We start from the raw sequence: 24,522 nt of genomic DNA, 5'->3' as shown, positions 1-24,522 counted from the left end.
TTTAACGCGGATGGCCTTATGGGTTATTAATATTTAATTACCGGGTTCAGTACCGTTGGCATCCTTTTCTTCAGGGTTACGGTTAAAGGTACCTGAGTGGTCGTTAACGCCCTCGTGCACCAAATTTTGCGCAACCGGGTCCTGGTTTGATTCTTGCGCGGCGCCGTTCACAAACTCATCATAAGTAGTACGATGATCAAACGGACGCTTGCCTAAGATCTCCTCCAGATCTGATTGGAAGAGGATCTCTTTTTCCAGCAGTTTGTTAGCCAGTTTCTCTAAACCTTCGCGTTTATCGTTAAGCAGTTGCTTGGTCATTTCATATACACGACCGATCAGGTTACGTACTTCCTCGTCAATTAACTCTGAGGTTTTCTCTGAGTATGGCTTGTTGAACTGGTACTCGCCCTGCGTGTCGTTAAATGATACATTACCCACTTTAGGGTTCATACCGTAAATGGTTACCATGGCATAAGCCAGTTTGGTAATGCGCTCCAAATCGTTTTGCGCACCGGTTGATATTTTGTTGAATACAATATCCTCGGCAACACGGCCACCCATGGTCATGCACATACCGTCAAGCAATTGCTCGGTAGTGTACAAAAACTGTTCTTTAGGCAAATATTGAGCGTAACCCAAAGCAGCCACACCACGCGGAACGATCGATACCTTAACCAGCGGATCAGCATGCTCCAGGAACCAGCCTGCGATGGCGTGCCCGGCCTCGTGGTAAGCAACAATGCGTTTTTCTTCCGGAGAGATGATCTTGTTCTTTTTCTCTAAACCACCTATCACACGGTCAATAGCATCCTGAAAATCCTGCATATCAACAGCCTCTTTGTTTTTACGGGCGGCAATAAGCGCGGCCTCGTTACAAACGTTGGCTATCTCGGCACCGGCAAAACCAGGGGTTTGTGCTGATAGTTTCTTGGCATCAACACCGGCAGCCAGTTTAACAGGCTTTAAGTGTACTTTGAATATTTGCTCGCGACCAACCAGATCGGGTTTGTCTATAGATACCTGCCTGTCAAAACGGCCCGGACGAAGCAATGCTGAATCCAGTACATCCGGACGGTTGGTTGCAGCCAGGATGATGATACCTGAATCGGTACCGAAACCATCCATTTCAACCAGTAACTGGTTAAGCGTATTTTCACGCTCATCGTTACCGCCTACAATATTGTTTTTACCACGGGCACGGCCAATCGCGTCAATCTCGTCAATAAAGATGATACATGGCGCTTTATCCTTTGCCTGGCGGAAAAGGTCACGAACACGTGATGCACCCACACCTACAAACATCTCCACAAAATCAGAACCTGAAAGGGAGAAGAAAGGAACCTGCGCCTCACCGGCAACGGCTTTGGCCAATAATGTTTTACCCGTACCCGGCGAACCTACAAGCAATGCGCCTTTAGGAATTTTACCACCCAGGTTGGTGTATTTTTTAGGGTTTTTCAGGAAATCAACAATTTCCATCACCTCTTGCTTAGCTTCCTCTAAACCTGCAACATCATTAAAGGTAACGGTTACCTGCGCTTCCTTATCAAACAAGGTAGCTTTTGATTTGCCGATGTTGAATATCTGGCCGCCGGGACCGCCACCCGCGCCACCACTCATGCGGCGCATAATAAACATCCAGATGGCAACCAGTAACACACCCATTATAATAAACTGGAATAATGAATTTGACAGCCAGTTTTCGTGCTGAACAAATACGATAGGTGTTTTTTGCTCGTCAGGTATATCTTTCTCAGCAGCGGTTATTGATTGCTTTAAGCTTTCGTATGATGCATCGGTAAAAGTATACTGCGGGCCGTTTGAGCCAATGCTTATTGAGCGCTTGTCCTTTTTAACATCGGCATACTCCGGTTTGTTAAGGCTGGCTTGCTTAATAAAAACATCGGCATATACCAGTTCGCCGCTTTTATAAACTTCAACTTTATCAACATCGTGCTGTTTAAGCATCTGCGTTTCAAAACGCTTGTAGGCAATACGCTTGCCTTGTGAGTTATCGAGTATGGTTGGTACCACCAACAATGCAATAATAACAACCGCGTAAAGCCACATCAGGTTAAACTTAGGTGGCTTAGGTGTTATTTTTTTGTTCGATAGTCTTCTTATAGGTTTTGGCTTATCCAATTTATTATCTTTCATGTGTTTTATACCTGCTCAAACTTACAATCAATATTTAAATAAAAGGCAATGGTTTAATATGGTTGTATAATTTAAGCGCTCTTGTAACTCTTTATTTCGGCGTCGCCCCAAAGGTCTTCAACGCCGTAGTATTCACGTTTATCGGTTCTGAACACGTGAACCACTACATCTATATAGTCAAGCAAAATCCATTCGCTGTATTCCAGGCCCTCTTTACGCCAGGGTTCCTGCTGTGTGGCCTTGTATATTTCATCTTCAACGCTCGCGGCTATGGCACGTACCTGTGTTGACGAATCGGCATGGCATATTACAAAGTAATCAGAAACTGAACTGAATATGTTCCGAAGGTCTAACCTCACTATATCATTCCCTTTTTTTTCCTGGATGCCGTGTATGGCTAATTCAGAAATGTAAGCGGATTCATTTATCGCTTTATTTTTTACCATTAAAAAGAATTAGTTTTGAACGATTTTAATATACAGAATATTATACATTGCAAAGTAACATATTTTCAGGATTATTTGTTGGCCAAAATTTAGTAACACTTAAACAAGTTGACTCAACAAACACATTCCTAAAGAATTTACTGTCAAATTCCACGCCAGTGCCCGAAGGCACCGTCATTATGGCAGAAGAACAGTTTGCCGGTCGTGGCCAAAGGCAAAATAGCTGGCATGCACAACCCGGTAAAAATATTACTGCCAGCATACTATTAAACCCCGTTTTTTTAAACATAAATAAACAATTTGATCTTAACCGCGCCGTTAGCGTAGGCATACAGCGCGCGCTTAAACCAATATTGGGCGATAAATTAAAAATTAAATGGCCCAATGATATATACTATGACGATTATAAGGTGGGTGGGATTTTAATTGAAAACATTTTATTTTCAAATACTATTAAACACGCCATAGTTGGTATAGGGTTAAACGTTAATCAGGACGATTTTCCGCAGGATGTAACCAATGCATCATCGCTTAAGCAGATATTACACAGGGATTATGATTTGAAAGCTTTACTTTCAGACCTTTGCGGTGGTATTGAGGCCGCTTACCTTGAACTTAAAGCAGGCAAAGTTGATGAACTGCGTAATGAATATGCCCAATGCCTGTACGGTTTAAACGAAACGAGGCAATACAAGTCAAATAATTATATTTTTGCCGCAAAAATTACCGGGGTTACTAACAATGGTTTACTTGTGTTGCAAAATGAAACTGAAGAATTAACGTTTGACCTCAAAGAAATAGAATTTTTAAAATAGACTACATGAAAAAATTACTGGTATTATTTGCCGCCATTATGCTATCAGCAAGCGCTTTCGCGCAGATAGAAACCCCTGTTAAATGGAGCTATGCAGCTAAAAAGGTAAGCAAAACCGAAGCTGTTGTATTTTTTAAAGCTACTATGGAAGATGGCTGGCACATATACTCGCAAAACGTAAAAGAGGGTGGCCCAAACAAAACATCGTTCACCTTTGCCGCCTCGAAGGATTTTACACCTGTAGGCAAAACTACCGAGCCAAAAGGTATCACCAAGTATGAAAAGGTATTTAGCATGGATGTTACCTACTTTGAAAAATCGGTTATATTTCAGCAAAAAATAAAACTAAAATCGGCTAACGCCACCACTGTAAAAGGCAAACTGGAGTACATGACCTGTAACGACATGAAGTGCCTGCCACCTGAAGAAGTAGCATTCAGCATTCCGGTTAAATAATGGTGCCTTTAACGATGAACACCTTAACAACATCGCTCAAGCGCATATTATTTGTACTGATAGTAGCCTCATTGGCGTTCGCCGGTAATGTAAAGGCTCAGGATACAACATCAACCGATGGCCTCGAATTTACTGACATACCTACCGCTGCCGATAGCCTGGCCGCTGCCAAAGCCGAGCAGAAAAAGGATACAGTAAAAAAGGCTGCGGCAACAACCAATACCGCAGTAGCCACTCCGCAGGATGCTCAAAAAACATTATGGCAAATATTTATCGCCGGTTTTTTAGGTGGTTTGATAGCCGTAACCATGCCGTGTATTTACCCGATGTTGCCGCTTACGGTTAGTTTCTTTACTAAAAAAGCGGGCTCAAAGGCCAAAGGTGTAAGCCAATCCATGATCTATGGTTTGTCCATCATCGTGATATATGTGTTGTTGGGTATGGTGGTAACGCTCGGGTTTGGTTCCGACGCGCTTAACTCGCTATCAACAAACGGTATATTTAACATTTTCTTCTTTTTGATGCTGGTGGTATTCGGCATCTCATTTTTGGGAGCCTTTGAGATCACCCTGCCAAGTTCATTAGCCAATAAGCTTGATGAAAATTCAAATAAGGGTGGCCTCGCCGGCATTTTCTTTATGGCGGCTACATTAGTGGTTGTGTCATTTTCATGTACCGGCCCAATCATCGGTACACTACTGGTTGATACTGCATCAAAAGGCGCACGCCTGGGCCCGGCAATTGGCATGTTCGGGTTTTCGTTAGCGCTGGCTTTGCCGTTCACGTTATTCGCATTGTTTCCATCAACTTTAAAAAGTCTGCCCAAATCGGGCGGATGGCTTAACAGCATCAAAGTAATATTGGGGTTTTTGGAACTGGCTTTCGCACTAAAATTCCTGTCGAACGTTGACCTGGCCTACCACTGGAACTGGTTTGACCGTGAGATATTCCTGTCACTATGGATAGCTATATTCTTCCTGATGGGCTTGTACCTTATCGGCAAGCTTAAATTCTCGCATGATGCAGATCTGCCTTACCTGTCGGCTCCACGTACCATAATCGCTATTATAGTTTTCGCTTTTGTGGCTTATATGGTGCCTGGTTTATGGGGTGCGCCGCTTAAGTCTATCAGCGCGTTTTTACCGCCACCGGCCACACAGGATTTTTACCTGTCTGAAAGCTCAGGTGCGGCTGCTCCGGCAGCTGCCCCCAAGGTATCCATCGGCGAAAAAAAATATGCCGACCTGTTTACCCGTGTACGCATCAGAGGTATTGATAGCTGGTACGATTATGAGCAGGCCTTGCTGGTTTCAAAAGAATTAAAGAAACCCATTATGATAGATTTTACAGGCTGGAATTGTGTTAACTGTCGTAAAATGGAGAATGACGTATGGGAAGATCCGCAGGTTTTTAAGCGCCTGCGCGACGATTATATATTGCTACAACTTTACGTTGATGATAAAACCGACCTGAAGCCTAATGAAGTATACAAATCCGACTTCAGTGGCAAAAAAATTACTACCTTAGGCGCAAAATGGCTTGATTTGGAGGGTAGCCGTTTTGGCGCCAACGCCCAGCCATATTATGTTTTGCTTGATAGCGATGGTAACCTGATGAACGATGCTAACGGACAACAGATACAGCCATCAGGAGCTAACTTTAACATTGACAGTTACATAAAATTTTTGGACAGCGGAATAGCTGCCTACAAGAATAAAAAATGAGCGAGATAAAAAATATTGGAGTATTTACGTCGGGCGGCGACGCGCCCGGCATGAACGCTGCCATCAGGGCGGTAGTACGTACAGCGTTATATCATGATCTGCAAGTTACCGGCATTCGCCGTGGTTACGAGGGTATGATAAACGGTGAGTATGAGCCAATGAACCGTAAATCAGTTTCAAACATTATACAGCGTGGCGGTACCATCCTAAAATCAGCCCGTAGCGATGATTTCAGAACTCCCGAAGGCCGTAAACTGGCTTACTACGCGCTCAAAAAAAATAAGATAGATGCCTTAGTAGCCATCGGCGGCGACGGTACCTTTACCGGTGCCAGGTTATTAGGCGAAGAATACGGTATACCGGTTTTAGGCTTACCCGGCACTATTGATAACGACCTGGTAGGTACCGATTATACCATTGGTTACGATACCGCCATCAATACCGTTATTAACGCGGTTGACAAGATACGTGACACAGCCGAATCGCACGATCGTTTGTTTATTGTTGAGGTTATGGGTCGTGATTCGGGCCTTATTGCCTTGCGTACCGGTGTTGCATCGGGTGCCGAGGTGGTGCTGATACCCGAAAGTACTGAGGACTTACCTGCATTACTGCACAGGCTTGAGCATGGCCGCAAGGACAAATCATCGCGCATAGTAATAGTTGCCGAAGGTGATCACGAGGGTGGCGCTTTTGAGATAGGCAATCTGGTTAAGGAGCGTTTTCCGCAGATTGATACCCGTGTATCAATACTGGGCCACATACAACGCGGCGGCAAGCCAACCTGTATGGATAGGGTGCTGGCAAGCCAGGTAGGCTTTGCAGCTGTTGAAGCCCTGAAAGAAGGCCGCAGCGGCGAAATGGTAGGCATCATCAATGGCGAGATCACCTTTACCCCGTTTGAGCAAGCCTGTAAAAAACACTCAAAGCTTAACACCAATATGGTTAAGCTGGTAGAGATATTATCGCTATAAAGTATATAGCGAGCTTAATAAAAGTAAAAAGGCTTTTGCAGATGTTGCAAAAGCCTTTTTATTATTTACAGCAGCAGATCAGCCACCTCTTTCCAACTGTTTACGCGCTCATAATCATGTATGGCCAGATTATGCGGCGAGGTGAACAGTAGCTTGCGGCCTTCAAAGTTTACAAAGTTTTTTATGCGGTCGTCAATCAATATATCCACATCAACTATCTTGTGTCCGCAAAAAACGATGTTGGTCCATGATATGAATGGGAAGTGCTCGTTCAGCCATTCCAGCTTATCGCCCAGTGAGTTTTTGAACTCCATAGCGGCCGATACAATGTACAGGTCATACTTTTCGTGCAGTTTTTCAACCACCTCAAGGGCGCCTTCCATTACGGGGATATCTCTGAAAAAGCCGGGCTCATTAATATAAACACGCAAGGTATCGCGTATTTCTTCGGGCAATACTTCGCGAAATTCTTTGCCGGGCAAATCATCCAGTTTAACTATGGTTTGATGCCGCTGTTCGTATACGGTTATAAATTTGCCTATGGTATCGGCTATTACCTCATCCATATCAATGGCAAGTCGCAGTTTTCTTTCCATGGTGTTAAAAATACACGTTGCAACACACCTATCCTAAAGTTTATTTTTATTTGAAAATAAGCATTATACATATTTTAAAAATGTGTACCTTTGCGTCCCCGCTGAAAGAAACTCCGGGGGAAATGTTGAATACATAATTTAAATTAAAACATGGCAACTAAGATCAGATTGCAAAGACATGGTAAAAAAGGTAAGCCTTTTTACTACATTGTGGTAGCCGACTCACGCGCTCCACGCGATGGCCGTTTTATTGAGCGTTTAGGTTCATACAACCCAAACACTAACCCGGCTACAATTGATATCAACTTTGATAAAACTTTTGAGTGGGTTGACAGTGGTGCACAACCAACTGATACTTGCCGCGCTATCCTTTCATACAAAGGTGTTATGTACAAAAAACACTTAAAAGGTGGTGTAACCAAAGGTGCCTTAACTCAGGAACAAGCTGATGCTAAATTTGCTGAGTGGGTTGACCAGAAAGAAGGCAAGATCACCGGTAAAAAATCAAACCTGGCTTCGGCTAAGGATGATGCCCGTAAAGCTGCTTTAGCTGCTGAAGCTAAGAAGAAAGAAGACAGAGCTGCCGCTATCGCTGCTAAAAATGCTCCTGTAGCTGAAGAAGAAGCTCCTGCAACTGAAGAAGCTGCTGAAACTGCTACTGAAGAAACCAGCGAAAACGCTGAATAATTTATTCTTCACAAAACTTAAATGATGGCGATGTACCCTAAACGGTCATCGCCATTGTTGTTATATTGAATTTACACCCCATGAGCAAGCAGGAAAACTTCAGGATAGGTACCATATCAAAAACCCGCGGATTGAAAGGCGAACTACAGCTATATGTTGAATTTGATAACCTTGATGCCATCAAATTCAACTCGCTGTTTATTGAGATAGCCGGCAAGCAGGTGCCTTACTTTGTAGCCTCCATAAAATACCCTATGCCTAACGTAGGCTACCTTAACCTGGAGGATGTGGATACCATTGAAAAGGCATCAACCCTGGTAAAAAAGGATGTATACCTGGCCGGTAAACTCAAACCCAAGAAAAAGAAAGAGGAGTTTACCCTGATGGACGTTAAAGGCTTTATTGCCATTGATGACAACCACGGTGAACTGGGCGAAATAACCGATGTAATGGAATACCCTCAGCAGATCATTGCCACAGTACGTTACAACAACCGCGAGGTGCTGTTCCCACTTAACGAAGCCACTATAAAAGGCATCAACACAGAAGATGGCGAGCTATACATTGAGCTGCCTGATGGTTTGTTGGATGTGTATATGTAGTAAGAGATAAAAAAATGTCAAATATATTTGACATTTGTAAAGTTTGTTTTACATTTGGTAAATCAAACTTTACAAAAATGAAAACCTTATTCTTATTTCCGACTTCTTCACGAAAAATTGGATCAATCCTGTTTTTATTCGGCATAGCGTTTTTTGCCTACAGCCTAACATTCGGTACTGAGATCTTTTATGTAACGGACCTTTCTAACAAGCCTCTTAATAATTTGATAGGCACAGAGGGTTTTGATAACGAGATACAACTATCACTCGTGCTCATCGGATTAATATTGATCGCTTTTTCGCGCGAAAAAATAGAGGACGAACACATCGCCCAGCTCCGGCTCGACTCACTGCAATGGGCTGTATATATCAACTACATTGTTTTTTTTGGTGTGATATGGATAGTTTATGACCTGTTATTTTATATGGTAACTATGTATAATGTGTTTACCCTGTTAGTATTTTTCATCATCAGGTTCAGGTGGAAATTATACATGAGCAACAAGGCGCTTACACTTGAAACAAGGGAGGCTATATGAAAAACTCATTGCGTGTAGAGCGCGCCATCAAGAACATGACGCAAGGTGAACTGGCCGAACTGATCGGCGTATCGCGCCAAACCATCAATACTATAGAGAGTAATAAATACGTGCCATCAACCGTGCTTGCCTTAAAAATAGCCCGTGTATTTGAAAAACCGGTTGAAGTTATTTTTTTATTGGAGGAGGAAGATTAGTGATTAGAGTTTGGTAGTTAGAGATTAGTTAAATAACTATTACATATATGAACTGAGTACTGACCTCTAAAAACTAATTACTGATCCACCAACCACTAATCTCCAACCACCAATCACTATCTTTGCCCCATGCGTTTTGATATCATCTCCGTTTTACCGGGCCTGCTCGAAAGTCCTTTTGCACATTCAATTTTACAGCGTGCGCAAAAAAAGGGTATAGCCGAAATTCACGTACACAACCTGCGCGATTATGCCACCAACAAACATAAAAGTGTCGACGATTATCCTTACGGCGGTGGCAGCGGCATGGTGATGATGATAGAGCCTTTCGCCTTGTGTATCGAGAAATTAAAAGCGGAACGCGAGTACGATGAGGTGATCTTTATGACGCCCGACGGTGAAACACTGAACCAAAACATCGCTAACCAGCTATCGGTAAAAGGCAACATCATTATACTTTGCGGGCATTACAAGGGTATTGATCAGCGCGTGCGCGATCTGTATGTTACCCGCGAAATGAGTATTGGCGATTACGTGCTTTCGGGCGGTGAGCTGCCCGCGGCGGTACTGGTTGATTCGGTTGTTAGATTGATTCCCGGTGTGCTGAGCGATGAAACTTCGGCGCTATCCGATTCCTTTCAGGGCGACCTGCTGGATGCCCCGGTTTACACCCGCCCGGCCGACTGGAACGGCCATAAGGTACCCGATATTTTACTGAGCGGCAATACGCCCGAAATTGAGAAGTGGCGGTTTGAGCAGGCTTTGGAGCGTACCAAAACCCGCCGTCCCGACCTTTTGAATGAGTAAAAGCGTAATTGCAGGGAGTTATTCCTGCAATACGCCTATGTAGTAGTTAAAGGTATCAACCTCAATGTTATCTTTTGTTGCTCCCTCAAGCGTTAACGGCGCAAGGCGACCGGCAACATTAACCATTTTATATTCGCCGCCTTTTACTTTTAAGCGTACCGGCATTTTAAAGTTAGGCACATCAGCTATCCAGCGGGCATAAAGTTTACCACGTATTTCGGTAAGTTCCAGTATCGGCAGGTTAGCATGCTTTAAATACTGCTCAAAAACCGGCGCCAGGTCAATGCCCGATTCTTTGCTGATGTAGTTGGTAACATCATCATAAGTAACCGTTTTGTGGTAGAAGGTTTTGCCCAGGCCTCGCAATATGCCGCGCCATTTCTCGTCATCATTAATAATGGTGCGTATCATGTTCAGCATATTAGCGCCTTTGGGGTACATATCGCCCGAGCCTTCCTTATTTACATCATACGGGCCAACTATAGCCCCATCGTTTGATATGCCTGTGCGCTGGCCGTGTATGTACTCCTGCCCGGCTTGCTTTCCCCAGCGGCTTTCGGTGTAAATACTCTCGCTGTAGGTGGTAAAACTTTCGTGTATCCACATATCGGCAATATCTTTCGAGGTAATGTTGTTGCCGAACCATTCGTGGCCGCTCTCGTGCACAATAATATAGTCCCACTTGGTGCCATAGCCCGTGCCCGACATATCCATACCCAAATAACCTTTTTTGTATTTATTGCCATAAGCCACCGCGCTTTGGTGTTCCATACCCAGGTGTGGCGTTTCAACCAGCTTGTAGCTATCCTCATAAAACGGATACGGGCCAAACCAGTATTCAAAGGCCTTAAGCATCGGCTTAACATCCTCAGCAAAATGTTTTTTGGCTTTAGCCAGATTATAGCTCAATACCCAAAAACTCAAATCAAGCTTGCCTTTTTCACCAGCGTAGCTGTCGGTCCAGTTGGCGTAGTCGCCAATATTGGCAGCAACATCATAGTTATTTATCGGGTTTTTAACCGCCCAGTCAAAGCGGGTATAGCCGTCCTTTAACTCGGTAACCTTACGTAAACGGCCGTTCGATATATCTTTCAATCCTTTTGGTACGCTGATGCTGATGAGCATGCTATCCACCTCATCGGCCTGATGATCCTTATTAGGCCACCAGATGCTTGCACCCGCCCCCTGGCAGGCGGTAGCTACCCACGGTTTGCCTAATGAGTCGGTAGTAAAAACAACGCCACCATCCCAGGGAGCATGTTTGGCAATGGTTGGGTTGCCTGAGTAATACACGGTAAACTCATCCTTACTACCCTTTTGTATGGTTTTAGGGATGGTAACAAACACCGCGTTGAACTCACGGGTAAAAGGCACCTCTTTGCCTTTGTAAACTACTTTTTCAACCTTCAGGTTAGCATACAGATCGAACTGTAGTTTGCTGAAATCATCAGTAGCGGTAAACTTAAACAAGTTGCTGCCGCTGATGAATTTTTGATCGATGTTGAACTTAACATCCAGGTGATAGTAGTTAATATCGTAGCAGGCACGTAGCGGACTGATCATCCCGCGCAGCGTATCGGCACGTGTAAATTCGGTTTTCTTTTTCATTAACTGGGCTTGAGCAGTTGCGCCCAAACCTATAAACGCGCATAGCAAAGCAATGCCTGATCTAAGTTTCATTATTTCTTATTATCTCTTGTTCGTAAATACTTACTGAAAACATTAATGTATTCCCTGTCAAAAGCGACATAGGTTATTGATGCATAATCAATAGTTGTTGGTTCATCATCCAAATATCCTTCAACATCAAAATTAAGCACTTCCAGATGCTGGCTCTTGACCTTTTCTATCGGGCCAATGGTAAAAGAGTCGATCTCAGGATGCTGGCATTCAACTATTACATTTTTATTGTGAGCCTGTAGCGATCTAAAAGCTGATTTCCAATTGTTAAGATCGATCTTATAATCTATTCCGGCCTTGTCAGCTATCAATTCACTTTTTAACATCATATCAAAGTATTTGTCACTCTTATTAAAACGAGCGTTTTTGATCTGATCAAAAGGAATAATTGAGTACCCGTCTATCTTAAAATCATCTGATTCATGTATCAACACTAAATCGTCCGAAAGATCGAGGATGTAGCCATTAGTTATTTTTAAGGTGCCTTTGGCTACCTTTCTTGTAATTTGTACACGCTCCTTATTTTCCTTTCGGATGAGTAATTTCTCTAAGACAGCGTTCTGCTGAGCCATTTTTGACGATGTTATTTTATGATCTGTACATCAATAAAGCTATCGTTAAATACGGTTTCGGTAGCTTTTATGTAATCGCTTTGTTCGGCTTTGTAAGGGTTCTCCACAAATTTTTGCGGGTTGCGCGCCACTATCGGGAACCAGGTGCTTTGTACCTGTATCATGATGCGGTGGCCTTTTTTAAACGTATGCAGCACATCCTGCAAACGGAAGTTCACATCAGCCTTTTCGCCAGCGACTAAAGCCTCCGGTTTTTCAAAGCTCTTGCGGAAACGGGCCGGCATCACTTCCGACCGTACCATTTGCCAGTAGTTGCTCAGGATGACGCTTTTGTTAGGCATAAAGTTATGGTTCGCCTCATCAGGAGGGTACACATCAATCAGCTTCACAATAAAATCAGCATCGGTACCGGTGGTAGCAATCTTAAGGTTAGCCGTGATCTCGCCGCCAAGGGTAACATCATCAGCCAGTACATCGGTTTGGTAAACCAGCACATCCGGTCTTCGGCCGGCAAAACGCTGATCCTCGCTCATGTAAGCGAATGGTGTAAAACCAATAGTGGTCGAGTTGTCCTCAGTATAAGGCACCGGCTTCATCGGGTCGCTAATATAGCTCATTGAGCCCGGTGTGGTTGGCTGCGTATCGGCCAGTTTGCCATCGGCAGCTAAGTAGAATTTTTTGTGCTCGGCATTAGCGGCAGGCCATTTATCAAACGTAGCCCACTCCTTTTTACCGGTATTAAACATATATGCTTCGGGCAGGCCGGTAGCTTTATCGCCTTTGCCTTTCAAAAAGTGTTTGAAGAATTTAGCCTCTATCTCCTTTTGATAAAAGGTAGCTATGCTATCGCCAAAGTACACGTTACTGTGCAGGGTATGCCCTGTTTCCTGCGACCAGCGGCCATGCCCGAAAGGCCCCATTACAATGGTGTTGTAGGCTGATGGGTTCTTTTTCTCGATGGTCTTATAAATATTCAACGGACCTGAAAGATCCTCGGCGTCAAACCAGCCGCCAACCGTCATTACCGCGGTTTTTGATTTGTTGTTGAAATGCTTTAACAAACCACGTTTTTGCCAAAACTCATCATAGCTTGGGTGGTTGATGGTTTCCTGCCAAAAAAAGTTGTCGCTGTAATATTTGTCGGCATTTTTAAGCGGACCCAGATCAAGCAGAAACTGGTAGCCATCGCGTGTACCGGGGTTGATCATTTTATTGGCAAACCATGAAGCGCCCGTAGTATCGGCCTTGCCTTTAGGCACACCAAACACCGGGAAGGTAAAAAAGTAGCTTTCGATAAAAGCACCGTTATGGTGAAAATCATCAAACCAAAAATCAGATATAGGCGCGCCCGGAGATGATGCCTTTAAAGCCGGGTGGTTTGACAGTATGCCCGCCGCGGTATAAAAACCGGGGTACGATATACCGTATTGCCCAACGCGGCCATTATTGCCCGTAACGTTCTTGATCAGCCAGTCGATAGTGTCATAAGTATCTGATCCTTCATCCACATCGGTCTTGCTTTTTTTATTGTCGATAACGGGTGTCATATTGGTCCAGGTACCTTCGCTTTTATAACGACCGCGCACATCCTGGTAAACAAAAATGTAACCCTCTTTCATGATCTCGGCAGATGGGCCAAGCCTTGCCGGGTATTTATCGGCACCATAAGGGCCAACGCTGTAGCAGGTGCGCTGCATCAGCATAGGGTATTTGTTTTGCTTTGAGGCATCTTTAGGGATATATATGGAAGTAAATAGCCTCACGCCATCGCGCATGGTGATGTAAACGTCCTTCTTGGTAAAATGCTCTTTAACATAGCTTTGCTGCGCGAACGCGGCATTGCAAACGGCCATTGCCGTTAAAAAAAGTGAGGTAAGCTTTTTCACGTGGGTCGAAAATTTGAGTGTACAGTTAATGCAACTAAATTAATAATAATATGGCAATAAGCTAAGTGGCGGGCGCGGCAGGTGGCATCGTGTAACAAACAAATCATACGGCAGGCCACCATATTGTCAGCATGGGGTATAAAAGGGGCATATTAAGGGCGCTTTAGTTTCAATACCAGCATATAATGTTTTAAATTTGCCACCTAATAAAACACAACTACTATGCAATATGATGTTATCGTAATAGGTTCGGGGCCGGGTGGCTACGTGGCCGCTATACGTTGCGCCCAACTGGGTTTAAAAACTGCTATCATTGAAAAATACAGCACGCTTGGCGGCACCTGCTTAAATGTAGGCTGCATCCCGTCAAAAGCCTTGCTCGATTCATCTGAGCATTACCACAATGCCGCACATGCCTTTAAAACGCATGGCATCAACCTGGATAACCTGAGCATTGACTTTGGCCAGATGATAAAACGTAAGGAAGAAGTAGTAACCGCCAACACCAGCGGCATTACCTACCTGATGAAAAAGAACAAGATCGACGTTCACCAGGGTGTTGGTTCATTTAAAGATAAAAACACCATCATCGTTACTAAGGATGATAAAAGCACGCAGGAACTAACCGCCAAAAATGTGATCATCGCTACTGGTTCAAAACCATCGGCACTGCCTTTCCTTAAGATCGACAAGAAACGCATCATCACCTCAACCGAAGCTTTAACGCTTAAAGAAGTACCTAAGCATTTAGTACTTATTGGGGGTGGTGTTATCGGTTTGGAGCTGGGTTCGGTATACGCGCGCCTTGGTGCCAAGGTATCAGTTATCGAGTTTATGGATGGCATTATCCCTACTATGGATAAAGGTTTGGGTAAAGAGCTGCAAAAGGTACTTACCAAACTGGGTATGGATTTTTACCTGGGCCACAAGGTTACCGGCGCTACCGTAAAAGGTAAAGAGGTAACGGTTACTTTTGATAGCCCTAAAGGCGAAAAGAAAGAACTTAAAGGCGATTACTGCCTTGTAGCCGTAGGTCGCGTAGCTTATACTGATGGTTTAGGTTTGGAAAACATTGGCCTTACCGTTGAGGAGCGCGGCCGTAAGATAACTGTTGATGAGCACCTGGAAACCAGCGTTAAAGGCGTTTACGCCATTGGCGATGTGGTTAAAGGCGCTATGCTTGCCCACAAGGCCGAGGATGAAGGTACTTTTGTAGCCGAGATATTAGCCGGCCAAAAACCACACATTAACTATAACCTGATACCAGGCGTAGTTTACACCTGGCCTGAAGTTGCCAGCGTAGGCTTTACCGAGGAGCAGCTGAAAGAAAAAGGCGCTAAATACAAAACAGGATCATTCCCGTTCAAGGCCAGCGGCCGTGCACGTGCCAGCGGCGATCTGGATGGTTTTGTTAAGGTATTGGCCGATGCCACTACCGACGAGATACTGGGCGTACACATGATAGGTCCGCGTGCCGCGGATATGATAGCCGAAGCTGTATTAGCCATGGAGTACCGTGCATCAGCCGAGGATGTAACCCGCACCAGCCACGCGCACCCAACCTACACCGAGGCCATGCGCGAAGCCTGCCTTGCCGCAACCGGCAACAGGGCTATACACATGTAATATTAAAGTAGCAGATATTTAATGGCAGTTACAGTAAGTTTATGGCTTATTGTAGCTGCCATTTTTTGTTTTAAGTGATATCTGTAGGGAATGAACTATTTTAATATTTATGTGATTTTTGGAAGCGGTTTACTTTTTTGTTATCAAGCACAATAGCATTTTATAAATCAGGTCAGCTTCTTGTATATTATCACTATTTATATACAGTTTAAATTTACTCATTGGCGATGACTTTAATAAAGCAAGGTCGGCAGTAGTTAATTTTATAGTTGTTGTGCGTTCAAATTGAGCATTCCTATCCACATTGGTTTCAATTTCAGCGTTTGGCTTTACTATACGCTTGCCGTTTTTTAATATAATAAAAACTCCTTTTTGAGTTGCTAATGCAGTGTTGCCTATCGTACTCAACGAAACATAATAATAAGGCACTCGTTTTTCTATGATTTTTGCAATTGAACAATTAAGCATTTTGCCTTCAAATGACCAAGGAGTTTGAAATGATTTTATGTTTTCGAATTCATCATAATTTTCAGTTATTAGCGGGCATGGATTATTCCTTAATTTTGTGGCAGCCAGGGTAATTGAGTCGCTTAGTCTTTTTCTGTAAGCTATTTCTTTTTCTTTTAGTATTTTGTTTTCGGCTTCCTCTTCAATGCAAGTTATATTTCTGAAATACGAGCCTTTGAAATATACGTAATGTATGGGGTATGTTGTGGAGCTCTCTAATTTTAAATAACCGTAACTTTCATTTCCTGGAACTTCTCCTACAGCTGTACAAGTCATGGTTTTATTAGCCAGCGCCTGATAATCTGAATAGCCGCTTTTGTTAGGGTATGCTGCGTATTTTGAATCGTATAGACTAACCGACAAATTTGCTCTAAAGTAATCATAGCCACGATCTTGATATTTAGCAGCCAGTGTATCTACATGGAATGTTTTGCCTATATAATATTGCGCGTTTGGATTTATTTTTTGAGCATATAACTCAATTTTACAAGTTAATAATAATAGGAACAGTAAATATTTATTCATGTTATTTGATATATATAAATTGCTGCGAAGTTACATTTTTAACCGTTCTGCAGAATGTTTTTCGCCTTTCTTAGGGCACGACAGATACCAATGCCACAACATCATCGTTGCAACAGTTCGGTAGGGCTGCCATTGTTCGGCTATGAGTGTTACGGCTTCTTTGGTGGTTTCGGCCGGGAGTTGTTTGATTCGTTTGAGGGCATTAACAGCCGCCAGATCGCCGGAAGGGAAAATATCGGCACGCTGTAAAACAAACATCAGGTAAACATCCACCGTCCAGTTGCCGATGCCTTTAAGGGTGGTGAGGCAGTTGCGCACGGCATCATCGGGCATACCGGCAATATGTTTCAGGTTGATCTCGCCTGTAAGCATGGCTTCGGCAAGGTATCGTACATAAATAGATTTTTGGCGACTGAAATAACAGGCCTTCAACTCCTCATCGGTCAACAGCAATAATCTCGATGGGGTGATCTCCTGTATTCGCTCACGCAACTTATTTAATGCCGATAGTGCCGAGGCTAACGAAACCTGCTGCTCCAAAATAATATGCACCAAAGTTTCAAAGGTATTCGGGCGACTCCACATGGGTGGGTAACCGTAGGTATCGATCACCATCTTCAAATCGGCATCCTTACCGGCAAGCTCGTCGCAAATGGCATGAAAGTTTGATCGGTCGAAGGTGTTCATTGATATGGCGTGAATTTCTTATAAACTGAATCCTTGCTGAACGTTATTTTTTTACCCTTAATAGCAACAATTTTATTTTTAAAATATCCGTTGACATGAGGAGGTTTCAAGGTCATAATATAATGAGCGGGTAAATTATTTCCTTTAACAAAACTCCAAAACGGATATAATAAATTTTTATGACCATCATTAAAATATAAAGTGTCAAATTTCTCTGGTTCTATTTCAAAATGGTCAAAGCCTCCGTGTAGTCGCATAGCAATGTAATATTTGAAGTCAGGAACTTTTGCTACTTGAAAAACACTCATTATATTACCGCTTAATGCTTTGAAAGTGAATTTAAAATTACCGTTTTTGTTAGGTTGTTTAATGATAGTCCAATAATCGGATGTATCCTGCCTTCTACTAACACTATTTAATATTATTGAATCTTTATTTATTCTATGCCATATGCCCGAAGCCGCAAAACGGTTTGGTTCGTTTGCGTTCTTAGGTTGCTGGGTATCAAAATTGTATTTTTTTATATCATTATCTTCAAACTGAAAAGTAGAATCAGCATTTAATTTAATGACTCTATAGCCTGACTCCTCAAGATAGTATAGACCTGTAATATCACGTTTGCTTTTACAAGCCATTAGTAATAAGATTATTGCGAGAAATAAAATCAATCGGTTCATTTTTAAGTTTTATATGTCATCCTGAGCTTGTCGAAGGATTAAACATTCACCCACAGTAATATTACTAACTTTTTTAGGATTTACCTGATAGTTTTCTGATTTTTACGGTATGAACAATCTGCCGCCGCTGGCCGAGCGTATGCGCCCGGCAACTTTGGATGATTATGTGGGTCAAAAACATTTGGTTGGCCCCGGTGCTGTGCTGCGCAAGGCTATCGAGAGCGGCTCGCTGCCATCCATGATATTTTGGGGGCCGCCGGGGGTAGGTAAAACTACACTGGCGTATATTATTTCGCAATCGCTGTACCGTCCGTTCTTTTCGCTGAGCGCCATTAACTCCGGGGTTAAGGATGTGCGCGAGGTTATTGAAAAGGCATCGCTATTGAAAGAGCAGGGCGAAACGCTGCCTGTATTGTTCATTGATGAGATACACCGCTTCTCCAAATCACAACAGGATTCGCTATTGGGTGCTGTTGAGCGTGGCATTGTTACGCTGATTGGCGCCACTACCGAGAACCCATCGTTTGAGGTGATATCGGCTTTGCTGTCGCGATGCCAGGTGTATATTTTGCAGCATTTGGCCGAGGCTGATCTGGTGAACCTGCTGGAAAAAGCTATGCACGAGGATGTGGTACTGAAAGATAAACACATCACCATAAAAGAACATGAAGCCCTGCTGCGCCTTAGTGGTGGCGACGCCCGCAAGCTGCTCAATATTTTTGAGTTGCTGATAAACGCCTTTGACGGTGATAATATTGAATTGGATAACGATGTAGTGCTTGAACACGTGCAGCAAAACATGGCTTTGTATGATAAGGCCGGCGAGCAGCATTACGATATCATTTCGGCATTCATAAAATCAATGCGTGGCAGTGATCCCAATGGGGCAGTGTATTGGTTGGCCCGTATGATAGTAGGGGGTGAAGACCCGCTGTTCATAGCCCGGCGTATGCTCATCCTGGCATCAGAAGATATTGGCAATGCCAACCCCAATGCCCTGCTTTTGGCGCAAAGCTGCTTTGAGGCGGTAAATAAAATAGGCATGCCTGAGTCGCAATTGATACTGTCGCAAACGGCTATTTATCTGGCAACATCGCCCAAAAGTAATTCGGCCACTACGGCAATTGGCGAGGCTATTGCCCTGGTTAAACAAACCGGCGACCTGCCTGTACCCCTGCACTTGCGCAATGCCCCAACCAAACTAATGAAGAACATTGGCTATGGCAAAAACTATAAATACGCCCACAGCTACGAGGGTAACTTTACCGATCAGGATTTTTTGCCCGATGCCATAAAAGGCCGCAAAATTTACCAGCCCGGCGCCAATGCCAAAGAGCACGAGATAAAGGAAAAACTCAAAAAACTTTGGGGCGACAGGTACAATTATTAACCATTGCGCTATTTTTTGCTAATTTAACAACCCAATACCCCCTGCATCTGCTCTGTGCTGAATAATTGATCAAACATCAACTTATATAAAGGCCGTTGTAACAATGGGGTGGTTCTGTTATCTTAACTAAAAACCTATTAACGCAATGACCTCTACTTTTATCAGTCACGAATTAAAGTCTTTTTGGCGGGCAAAAAACACGGGCAAAAACATAGCCGTACGCGTGGTTATGGGCTTGCTGATACTCTACCTGTTTATAAACATTGCCGTAGTAGGCTTTTTCTTAGATAAAGTACTTGAGGAGATCTACAAAAATCAGGATGTACTTGCTCCTTTTTGCGGCATACTGCTGATGTATTATTTTGTCGATCTGCTTTTGCGCCTGCAATTGCAGGAGCTGCCTACCTTAAAGGTTCAGCCGTATTTGCATTTGCCGGTTAAGCGCAATACGCTGGTAAAGTATCTGTCGGCAGCCTCTATGCTGTCATTCTTTAACCTGTGGCCTTACCTGCTGTTCTCGTTTTTTATATTTAAAGTAATACTGCCCGATAGTGGCCTGGCGGCATTGGCCTTTTTTGTGGCGATAACCGGGTTTGCCATATTTAATAACTACCTGGCGCTGTATATAAAACGCCGGTCGAACCTTAACGGGTGGATATTCCTGGCCGTATCGGCGGTGCTTATCCTCATTAACGCAGGCGATTTTTTGTGGCACATATACTCTATAAAAGACATTTCGTACAGCTTTTTTGGTAAGATGATGACCACGCCCGCGCTGGCGCTCATTCCTGTTGCTTTGGCGGCGGTGATGTTCTACATCAACTTCCTGTTTTTAAAGGCTAACCTTTATTTGGAGGATCTGAACGCCAACAAGGCATCATCATACAAAAACAGTACTGATTACCCTATCCTTAACCGCTTTGGCAGCGTGGGCGACCTGGTGGCCAACGAGGTTAAGCTGATATTGCGCAATAAACGCCCGCGATCTGCGCTTATTATGGGCTTGTTTTTTATGCTTTATGGCTTGTTTTTTTATCCTAACCCGGTAATGAAAAATAATGAGGGCTTCAAGATATTCTGCGGTATGTTCATGACGGGTATCTTCATCATCAACTACGGGCAATTCATGTTCAGCTGGCAGGCCTCACACTTTGATGGCATACTGGTGAGCAAGGTTAAATTCACTGATTTTTTGAAAGCGAAGTATCTGCTGTTCACCGGTATATCAACCGTGGCCTTTATACTTACCCTGCCCTACGTATATTTTGGCTGGCGTGTTATACTCATCCACCTGGTAATGTACCTGTGGAATTTGGGTGTAAATACAACCATCATATTATTTTTTGCCAACCGCAACCATAGGCGTATCGACCTGAGCAAGGGCGCATCCTTTAACTGGGAGGGTGTAGGCGCTACACAATTCCTGGTATCAATACCCTTATTGGTAACACCGTTTGTACTTTACGCGCCTATAAAATATTTTGTAAACAGCAATGTAGCGTTAGGCGTACTGGCTACGGTTGGTGTTATATGCATAGCGTTACGCCCGTTCTGGATCAAAAAACTGGAACAGGATTTTATAGAAAAGAAATTTAAACTGGCCGAAGGCTTCAGAGCAAAATAATCATTCCTCATGATCGAAGTAAAAGATATTGTAAAGGTATATGCCGGCAAGGCCGTTGTAAATGTACCTCAGCTTGAAATTAAGGCAGGCGAAAGCATTGGCCTGGTAGGTAATAACGGCGCGGGCAAAACCACCCTGTTCCGTATGGTGCTTGACTTGATTCGTGCCGATAAGGGCGAAATACTATCAAAAGGCGAAACGGTTGCCGGTAACGAACATTGGAAAAATTACACCGCCGCCTACCTCGACGAGGGCTTTTTGATAGATTACCTTACCCCCGAGGAGTACATGTATTTTATTGGCGGCCTTAACGGGCAAAGTAAAGCCAATGTAGATGAGTTTTTAACCACTCTTGCCGAATTTTTTAACGGCGAGATATTAAAGCGCGGCAAATACATCCGCGACCTATCAAAAGGTAACCAGGCCAAGGTGGGTATTGCCGCCTGCCTGCTGCAAAAGCCCGAACTGCTAATGTTAGACGAACCTTTTGCCAATATTGACCCGACCACACAGATCAGGCTAAAAAATATTTTGAAGGAAATGAGCGGCCAGCGTGGTGTTACTACCATTGTATCAAGCCATGACCTGAATCACATTACTGATGTAAGCGACCGTATTATTTTGATGGAAAAAGGCGTTATTATAAAAGATATCGCCACCAGCTCATCAACACTTGCCGAGCTGGAAGACTATTTCGCGGTGGGACAAAGCTTGTAATTAAATATGTACACAATACGCCGGGCCACTGTTAACGATGTGGACACCATAGGCCAGTTGGCCGAGGATATTTGGTGGCCTACCTATTCGCCCATTTTAGAGAAAGAACAGATAGACTACATGCTGGGTGTTATTTACGCACCCGAGGTTTTACAGAGGCAGATTGAGCATAACGAGCAAACCTTTTTACTTTTACTGGAAGATGAGCAGCCCGTGGCCTTTGCTGCCTATTCGCCACGTGAGGATAACGCGGACGTATACAAGCTACATAAGCTGTACTGTCTGCCCGCCATGCAAGGTAAAGGCTACGGCAAGGCTTTGATCAGCGAAGTGGCCAAACAAGTAAAAGATGCCGGAGCCCACAAACTCGACCTCAACGTTAACCGCTACAACAAAGCCAAAGGCATATACCAAAAAATGGGCTTTGAAGTAATATACGAGGAAGATATACCTATTGGTCCGTATTTTATGAATGACTATGTAATGCGGAAGGATTTATAGGTAATATCTATAATGAGCGTTTTTGTCATTCCGAACGAGGTACGAGGAGGAATCTGTCGCTTGATTATGAACGCGTGCAGATTTCTCGCTATCGCTCGAAATGACAGGAGGGATAATGCTATATAAAAACACTTCATTAAGTACGAAGCAATCTCTTTAGGACAATTCAGTATAATAGTTTGGATGCAATAACTATTTACTCCTCCACATCACCAGTAGCAGCCTCAGTATGCTCAGGCAACTTCGGTGCAAAGTAAGTCAATATCGCTTTTGCCTGTTTCAAATTTACTACTTCCATTAGCTCCTCTTGCGTGGCTTCACGTATCTTTTTAACCGATTTAAAGTATTTCAGCAACTTCTCGGCAGTGGTTTTGCCTATGCCTTCTATCAGTTCAAGTTCGGTGGCTAAGGTGCCCTTATCCCGTTTTTTGCGGTGGAAGGTGATGCCGAAACGGTGGGCTTCGTCGCGCAGTTGCTGTATAACCTTTAGCGTTTCCGATTTTTTATCGAGGTATAAAGGGTACTGATCGCCGGGGTAGTATAGTTCCTCCAAACGCTTGGCAATACCTATAACGGTAACTTGCTTTTCAATGCCCAGCAGCTTCAAGCTTTTCATGGCCGATGATAGCTGACCCTTGCCGCCGTCAATAATAATCAACTGCGGCAGTTCGGTGCCTTCATCCAGCATGCGGCGGTAGCGGCGGTGCACGGCTTCTTCCATGGTGGCAAAGTCGTTGGGGCCTTCAACCGTTTTTACGTTAAAGTGGCGGTAGTCCTTTTTTGATGGTTTGGCATCCTTAAAAACCACAATGGCCGAAACCGGGTACTTGCCCTGAAAGTTAGAGTTATCAAAACACTCAATATGTCGTGGCAACTGATTAAGACGCAAATCCTTCATCATCAGCGCAAGCAGGCGCTCGGTGCGTACTTCGGGGTTCAGCTTTTCGTACTGGTCTATCTTTTCACGTTTAAAGAACTGCACATTCTTTTGCGAAAGGTCGAGCAGCTTCTTCTTCTCGCCCAGTTTAGGTATGGTGAACTTTATGGCGGCATCCTCCAAATGCACATCAAACGGAACAATGATCTCCTTTGAATGACTGTTATACCTGCTCCTGAACTCGAAAATGGCCAACGTTAGCAACTCCTCATCGCTCTCGTCCAGTCGTTTTTTAAGTTCGATGGTTTGGGTTTGGATGATGGTACCGTTCATCACCTTTAAAAAGTTTACAAAGGCGTATTTTTCTTCGGATGCGATGCTGAACACATCCACATCCGTGATAGATGAATTTACAACGGTCGATTTACTTTGGTATTTCTCCAGCAGATCGTATTTGCGTTTCAGCTTATGCGCCAGTTCAAAGTTCATCTCGGTAACGGCGGCATCCATTTCGGCTTTCATTTCGCGCACTACGTTGCCTATCTTACCGTTCAAAATATCCTTTATCTCCTCAATACTGTTATCGTAATCATCTTCGGATTGAAAATTTTGGCAAGGCCCCTTGCAGTTACCCAGCTGATATTCCAAACATACCTTGAACTTGCCCTTGTCAATATTCTCGCGGGTTAACGCAAGGTTGCAGGTACGCAGGGGATAGGTTTCACGAATCAGATCCAATATAGTATGCATCATGCTTACCGAGGCATAAGGGCCAAGGTATTTTGAGCCATCGCGCACAATGCGTCGCGTCCAGAAGATGCGTGGAAAGTTCTCGTTCTTGATGATGATCCAGGGATAGGTTTTGTCATCCTTCAACATCACGTTGTAGCGCGGCTGATGCTTTTTGATCATGCTGTTTTCCAGCAGCCAGGCATCTACCTCGGTATCAACAATGGTAAAGGTAATGTTGCGGATTTTTGATACCAGCACACGTGTTTTGGCGTTCACGTTCAAATCCTTATTAAAATAGGATGTAACGCGGTTGCGCAGGTTCTTGGCCTTGCCAATGTATATCAGTTCGTTATCGCTATCCCAAAACTGGTATACACCCGGCCGGTGTGGTATATTCTTTAGTGCTGCCCTATGATCAAATCGCTCCATTAGCCCCCTAACCCCCTTTCAAGGGGAATCAGATAAATATATTGTTAACGCAAAAAGCTGTGTTTGATGCAAAAATATGAAATTCATCAGGCC

24 protein-coding genes are annotated in these 24,522 nt (G+C 43.7%); 14 read left to right on the top strand and 10 right to left on the bottom strand.

What is annotated here, in order from left to right:
* Positions 1-33: 33 nt before the first annotated feature.
* Both ftsH and rsfS read right to left on the bottom strand, forming a co-directional pair.
* Positions 34-2,157 carry an ATP-dependent zinc metalloprotease FtsH gene (gene ftsH, locus IM792_RS10690; protein ID WP_194101834.1) on the bottom strand — a complete coding sequence of 708 codons (2,124 nt, stop codon included), beginning with the start codon at positions 2,155-2,157 and terminating at the stop codon, positions 34-36.
* A 71-nt stretch (positions 2,158-2,228) separates the two neighbouring features.
* A complete protein-coding gene (gene rsfS / locus IM792_RS10685; protein WP_194101833.1) occupies positions 2,229-2,603 on the bottom strand; it encodes a ribosome silencing factor in 375 nt (124 codons plus the stop codon).
* A gap of 47 nt (positions 2,604-2,650) precedes the next feature.
* On the opposite strand from rsfS, the gene IM792_RS10680 reads away from it, so the two are divergent.
* From IM792_RS10680 to pfkA, 4 genes are read left to right on the top strand one after another with little or no spacing between them, the layout of a single operon-like run.
* Positions 2,651-3,418: a biotin--[acetyl-CoA-carboxylase] ligase gene (locus IM792_RS10680; RefSeq protein ID WP_194101832.1), complete on the top strand. Its 768-nt coding sequence runs from the start codon at positions 2,651-2,653 to the stop codon at positions 3,416-3,418.
* A 5-nt stretch (positions 3,419-3,423) separates the two neighbouring features.
* The gene (locus IM792_RS10675) at positions 3,424-3,873 is read left to right on the top strand and encodes a protein-disulfide reductase DsbD N-terminal domain-containing protein (protein ID WP_194101831.1); all 450 of its coding nucleotides are present in this window, start codon (positions 3,424-3,426) and stop codon (positions 3,871-3,873) included.
* A 14-nt stretch (positions 3,874-3,887) separates the two neighbouring features.
* Complete coding sequence (locus IM792_RS10670) at positions 3,888-5,597, top strand: thioredoxin family protein (protein ID WP_194101830.1); 1,710 nt, start codon at positions 3,888-3,890, stop codon at positions 5,595-5,597.
* Positions 5,594-6,571, top strand: coding sequence for a 6-phosphofructokinase (pfkA, locus tag IM792_RS10665; RefSeq protein ID WP_194101829.1), 978 nt, complete (start codon positions 5,594-5,596; stop codon positions 6,569-6,571). Before IM792_RS10670 ends, pfkA begins: the two co-directional genes overlap by 4 nt.
* 65 nt (positions 6,572-6,636) lie before the next feature.
* On the opposite strand, the gene IM792_RS10660 is transcribed toward pfkA, so the two are convergent.
* On the bottom strand, positions 6,637-7,167 hold the full coding sequence (locus IM792_RS10660) for a 5'(3')-deoxyribonucleotidase (protein WP_228085017.1): 531 nt from the start codon (positions 7,165-7,167) through the stop codon (positions 6,637-6,639).
* A gap of 150 nt (positions 7,168-7,317) precedes the next feature.
* On the opposite strand from IM792_RS10660, the gene IM792_RS10655 reads away from it, so the two are divergent.
* The 5 genes from IM792_RS10655 to trmD all read left to right on the top strand — a co-directional run bounded on the left by IM792_RS10655 (position 7,318) and on the right by trmD (position 9,999).
* Positions 7,318-7,854 carry a 30S ribosomal protein S16 gene (locus IM792_RS10655; RefSeq protein ID WP_194101828.1) on the top strand — a complete coding sequence of 179 codons (537 nt, stop codon included), beginning with the start codon at positions 7,318-7,320 and terminating at the stop codon, positions 7,852-7,854.
* 80 nt (positions 7,855-7,934) lie between these two features.
* Positions 7,935-8,456 carry a ribosome maturation factor RimM gene (gene rimM, locus IM792_RS10650; RefSeq protein WP_194101827.1) on the top strand — a complete coding sequence of 174 codons (522 nt, stop codon included), beginning with the start codon at positions 7,935-7,937 and terminating at the stop codon, positions 8,454-8,456.
* A gap of 77 nt (positions 8,457-8,533) precedes the next feature.
* Positions 8,534-8,995, top strand: coding sequence for a hypothetical protein (locus tag IM792_RS10645; RefSeq protein ID WP_194101826.1), 462 nt, complete (start codon positions 8,534-8,536; stop codon positions 8,993-8,995).
* Complete coding sequence (locus tag IM792_RS10640; RefSeq protein ID WP_194101825.1) at positions 8,992-9,192, top strand: helix-turn-helix transcriptional regulator; 201 nt, start codon at positions 8,992-8,994, stop codon at positions 9,190-9,192. The genes IM792_RS10645 and IM792_RS10640 overlap by 4 nt, the downstream gene beginning before the upstream one ends.
* A 129-nt stretch (positions 9,193-9,321) precedes the next feature.
* Positions 9,322-9,999 carry a tRNA (guanosine(37)-N1)-methyltransferase TrmD gene (gene trmD / locus IM792_RS10635; RefSeq protein ID WP_194101824.1) on the top strand — a complete coding sequence of 226 codons (678 nt, stop codon included), beginning with the start codon at positions 9,322-9,324 and terminating at the stop codon, positions 9,997-9,999.
* Between the two features lie 18 nt (positions 10,000-10,017).
* On the opposite strand, the gene IM792_RS10630 is transcribed toward trmD, so the two are convergent.
* Genes IM792_RS10630 through IM792_RS10620 form a run of 3 tightly spaced genes read right to left on the bottom strand, consistent with a single transcriptional unit; the run spans position 10,018 to position 14,137 of the window.
* The gene (locus IM792_RS10630; RefSeq protein ID WP_228085016.1) at positions 10,018-11,679 is read right to left on the bottom strand and encodes a M1 family metallopeptidase; all 1,662 of its coding nucleotides are present in this window, start codon (positions 11,677-11,679) and stop codon (positions 10,018-10,020) included.
* Positions 11,679-12,251: a hypothetical protein gene (locus tag IM792_RS10625; protein ID WP_194101823.1), complete on the bottom strand. Its 573-nt coding sequence runs from the start codon at positions 12,249-12,251 to the stop codon at positions 11,679-11,681. Before IM792_RS10625 ends, IM792_RS10630 begins: the two co-directional genes overlap by 1 nt.
* Positions 12,252-12,262: 11 nt before the next feature.
* Positions 12,263-14,137, bottom strand: a complete 1,875-nt coding sequence (locus IM792_RS10620; RefSeq protein WP_347343807.1) for a CocE/NonD family hydrolase — start codon at positions 14,135-14,137, stop codon at positions 12,263-12,265.
* 222 nt (positions 14,138-14,359) lie between these two features.
* Here IM792_RS10620 and lpdA point away from each other — a divergent pair, with 222 nt between their 5' ends.
* A complete protein-coding gene (lpdA, locus tag IM792_RS10615) occupies positions 14,360-15,763 on the top strand; it encodes a dihydrolipoyl dehydrogenase (RefSeq protein ID WP_194101822.1) in 1,404 nt (467 codons plus the stop codon).
* Positions 15,764-15,892: 129 nt separating this feature from the next.
* Here lpdA and IM792_RS10610 read toward each other — a convergent pair whose 3' ends face one another.
* Genes IM792_RS10610 through IM792_RS10600 form a run of 3 tightly spaced genes read right to left on the bottom strand, consistent with a single transcriptional unit; the run spans position 15,893 to position 18,117 of the window.
* On the bottom strand, positions 15,893-16,795 hold the full coding sequence (locus IM792_RS10610; RefSeq protein WP_194101821.1) for a hypothetical protein: 903 nt from the start codon (positions 16,793-16,795) through the stop codon (positions 15,893-15,895).
* Positions 16,796-16,825: 30 nt separating this feature from the next.
* Positions 16,826-17,482 carry a DNA-3-methyladenine glycosylase 2 family protein gene (locus tag IM792_RS10605; RefSeq protein WP_194101820.1) on the bottom strand — a complete coding sequence of 219 codons (657 nt, stop codon included), beginning with the start codon at positions 17,480-17,482 and terminating at the stop codon, positions 16,826-16,828.
* Positions 17,479-18,117: a hypothetical protein gene (locus tag IM792_RS10600; protein ID WP_194101819.1), complete on the bottom strand. Its 639-nt coding sequence runs from the start codon at positions 18,115-18,117 to the stop codon at positions 17,479-17,481. The genes IM792_RS10605 and IM792_RS10600 overlap by 4 nt, the downstream gene beginning before the upstream one ends.
* Before the next feature lie 151 nt (positions 18,118-18,268).
* Here IM792_RS10600 and IM792_RS10595 point away from each other — a divergent pair, with 151 nt between their 5' ends.
* The 4 genes from IM792_RS10595 (at position 18,269) to IM792_RS10580 (ending at position 22,391) form a co-directional block, all read left to right on the top strand.
* Complete coding sequence (locus tag IM792_RS10595; RefSeq protein ID WP_194101818.1) at positions 18,269-19,549, top strand: replication-associated recombination protein A; 1,281 nt, start codon at positions 18,269-18,271, stop codon at positions 19,547-19,549.
* Between the two features lie 145 nt (positions 19,550-19,694).
* Entirely contained in the window at positions 19,695-21,173 is a 1,479-nt protein-coding gene (locus IM792_RS10590; protein ID WP_194101817.1) for a DUF5687 family protein, read from the top strand.
* Between the two features lie 9 nt (positions 21,174-21,182).
* Positions 21,183-21,890: an ABC transporter ATP-binding protein gene (locus IM792_RS10585; RefSeq protein ID WP_194101816.1), complete on the top strand. Its 708-nt coding sequence runs from the start codon at positions 21,183-21,185 to the stop codon at positions 21,888-21,890.
* 6 nt (positions 21,891-21,896) lie between these two features.
* Complete coding sequence (locus tag IM792_RS10580) at positions 21,897-22,391, top strand: GNAT family N-acetyltransferase (RefSeq protein WP_194101815.1); 495 nt, start codon at positions 21,897-21,899, stop codon at positions 22,389-22,391.
* A 196-nt stretch (positions 22,392-22,587) separates the two neighbouring features.
* Here the strand turns inward: IM792_RS10580 and uvrC are convergent, their stop codons facing one another.
* A complete protein-coding gene (uvrC, locus tag IM792_RS10575; RefSeq protein WP_194101814.1) occupies positions 22,588-24,429 on the bottom strand; it encodes an excinuclease ABC subunit UvrC in 1,842 nt (613 codons plus the stop codon).
* Positions 24,430-24,522: the final 93 nt, after the last annotated feature.

The sequence above is a fragment of the Mucilaginibacter sp. JRF genome, from assembly GCF_015223065.1.
GTDB lineage: Bacteria > Bacteroidota > Bacteroidia > Sphingobacteriales > Sphingobacteriaceae > Mucilaginibacter.
Note: the sequence above shows the minus strand (reverse complement) of the source record. Positions and strands in the feature narration are given on the sequence as shown.

What these genes read in the sequence shown, in the direction of transcription:
- ftsH (WP_194101834.1), bottom strand. Translation starts at nt 2,157, where the DNA reads ATGAAAGATAATAAATTGGATAAGCCAAAACCTATAAGAAGACTATCG.
- rsfS (WP_194101833.1), bottom strand. Translation starts at nt 2,603, where the DNA reads ATGGTAAAAAATAAAGCGATAAATGAATCCGCTTACATTTCTGAATTA.
- IM792_RS10675 (WP_194101831.1), top strand. Translation starts at nt 3,424, where the DNA reads ATGAAAAAATTACTGGTATTATTTGCCGCCATTATGCTATCAGCAAGC.
- IM792_RS10670 (WP_194101830.1), top strand. Translation starts at nt 3,888, where the DNA reads ATGAACACCTTAACAACATCGCTCAAGCGCATATTATTTGTACTGATA.
- pfkA (WP_194101829.1), top strand. Translation starts at nt 5,594, where the DNA reads ATGAGCGAGATAAAAAATATTGGAGTATTTACGTCGGGCGGCGACGCG.
- IM792_RS10660 (WP_228085017.1), bottom strand. Translation starts at nt 7,167, where the DNA reads ATGGAAAGAAAACTGCGACTTGCCATTGATATGGATGAGGTAATAGCC.
- IM792_RS10655 (WP_194101828.1), top strand. Translation starts at nt 7,318, where the DNA reads ATGGCAACTAAGATCAGATTGCAAAGACATGGTAAAAAAGGTAAGCCT.
- rimM (WP_194101827.1), top strand. Translation starts at nt 7,935, where the DNA reads ATGAGCAAGCAGGAAAACTTCAGGATAGGTACCATATCAAAAACCCGC.
- IM792_RS10645 (WP_194101826.1), top strand. Translation starts at nt 8,534, where the DNA reads ATGAAAACCTTATTCTTATTTCCGACTTCTTCACGAAAAATTGGATCA.
- IM792_RS10640 (WP_194101825.1), top strand. Translation starts at nt 8,992, where the DNA reads ATGAAAAACTCATTGCGTGTAGAGCGCGCCATCAAGAACATGACGCAA.
- trmD (WP_194101824.1), top strand. Translation starts at nt 9,322, where the DNA reads ATGCGTTTTGATATCATCTCCGTTTTACCGGGCCTGCTCGAAAGTCCT.
- IM792_RS10630 (WP_228085016.1), bottom strand. Translation starts at nt 11,679, where the DNA reads ATGAAACTTAGATCAGGCATTGCTTTGCTATGCGCGTTTATAGGTTTG.
- IM792_RS10625 (WP_194101823.1), bottom strand. Translation starts at nt 12,251, where the DNA reads ATGGCTCAGCAGAACGCTGTCTTAGAGAAATTACTCATCCGAAAGGAA.
- lpdA (WP_194101822.1), top strand. Translation starts at nt 14,360, where the DNA reads ATGCAATATGATGTTATCGTAATAGGTTCGGGGCCGGGTGGCTACGTG.
- IM792_RS10610 (WP_194101821.1), bottom strand. Translation starts at nt 16,795, where the DNA reads ATGAATAAATATTTACTGTTCCTATTATTATTAACTTGTAAAATTGAG.
- IM792_RS10605 (WP_194101820.1), bottom strand. Translation starts at nt 17,482, where the DNA reads ATGAACACCTTCGACCGATCAAACTTTCATGCCATTTGCGACGAGCTT.
- IM792_RS10600 (WP_194101819.1), bottom strand. Translation starts at nt 18,117, where the DNA reads ATGGCTTGTAAAAGCAAACGTGATATTACAGGTCTATACTATCTTGAG.
- IM792_RS10595 (WP_194101818.1), top strand. Translation starts at nt 18,269, where the DNA reads ATGAACAATCTGCCGCCGCTGGCCGAGCGTATGCGCCCGGCAACTTTG.
- IM792_RS10590 (WP_194101817.1), top strand. Translation starts at nt 19,695, where the DNA reads ATGACCTCTACTTTTATCAGTCACGAATTAAAGTCTTTTTGGCGGGCA.
- IM792_RS10585 (WP_194101816.1), top strand. Translation starts at nt 21,183, where the DNA reads ATGATCGAAGTAAAAGATATTGTAAAGGTATATGCCGGCAAGGCCGTT.
- IM792_RS10580 (WP_194101815.1), top strand. Translation starts at nt 21,897, where the DNA reads ATGTACACAATACGCCGGGCCACTGTTAACGATGTGGACACCATAGGC.
- uvrC (WP_194101814.1), bottom strand. Translation starts at nt 24,429, where the DNA reads ATGGAGCGATTTGATCATAGGGCAGCACTAAAGAATATACCACACCGG.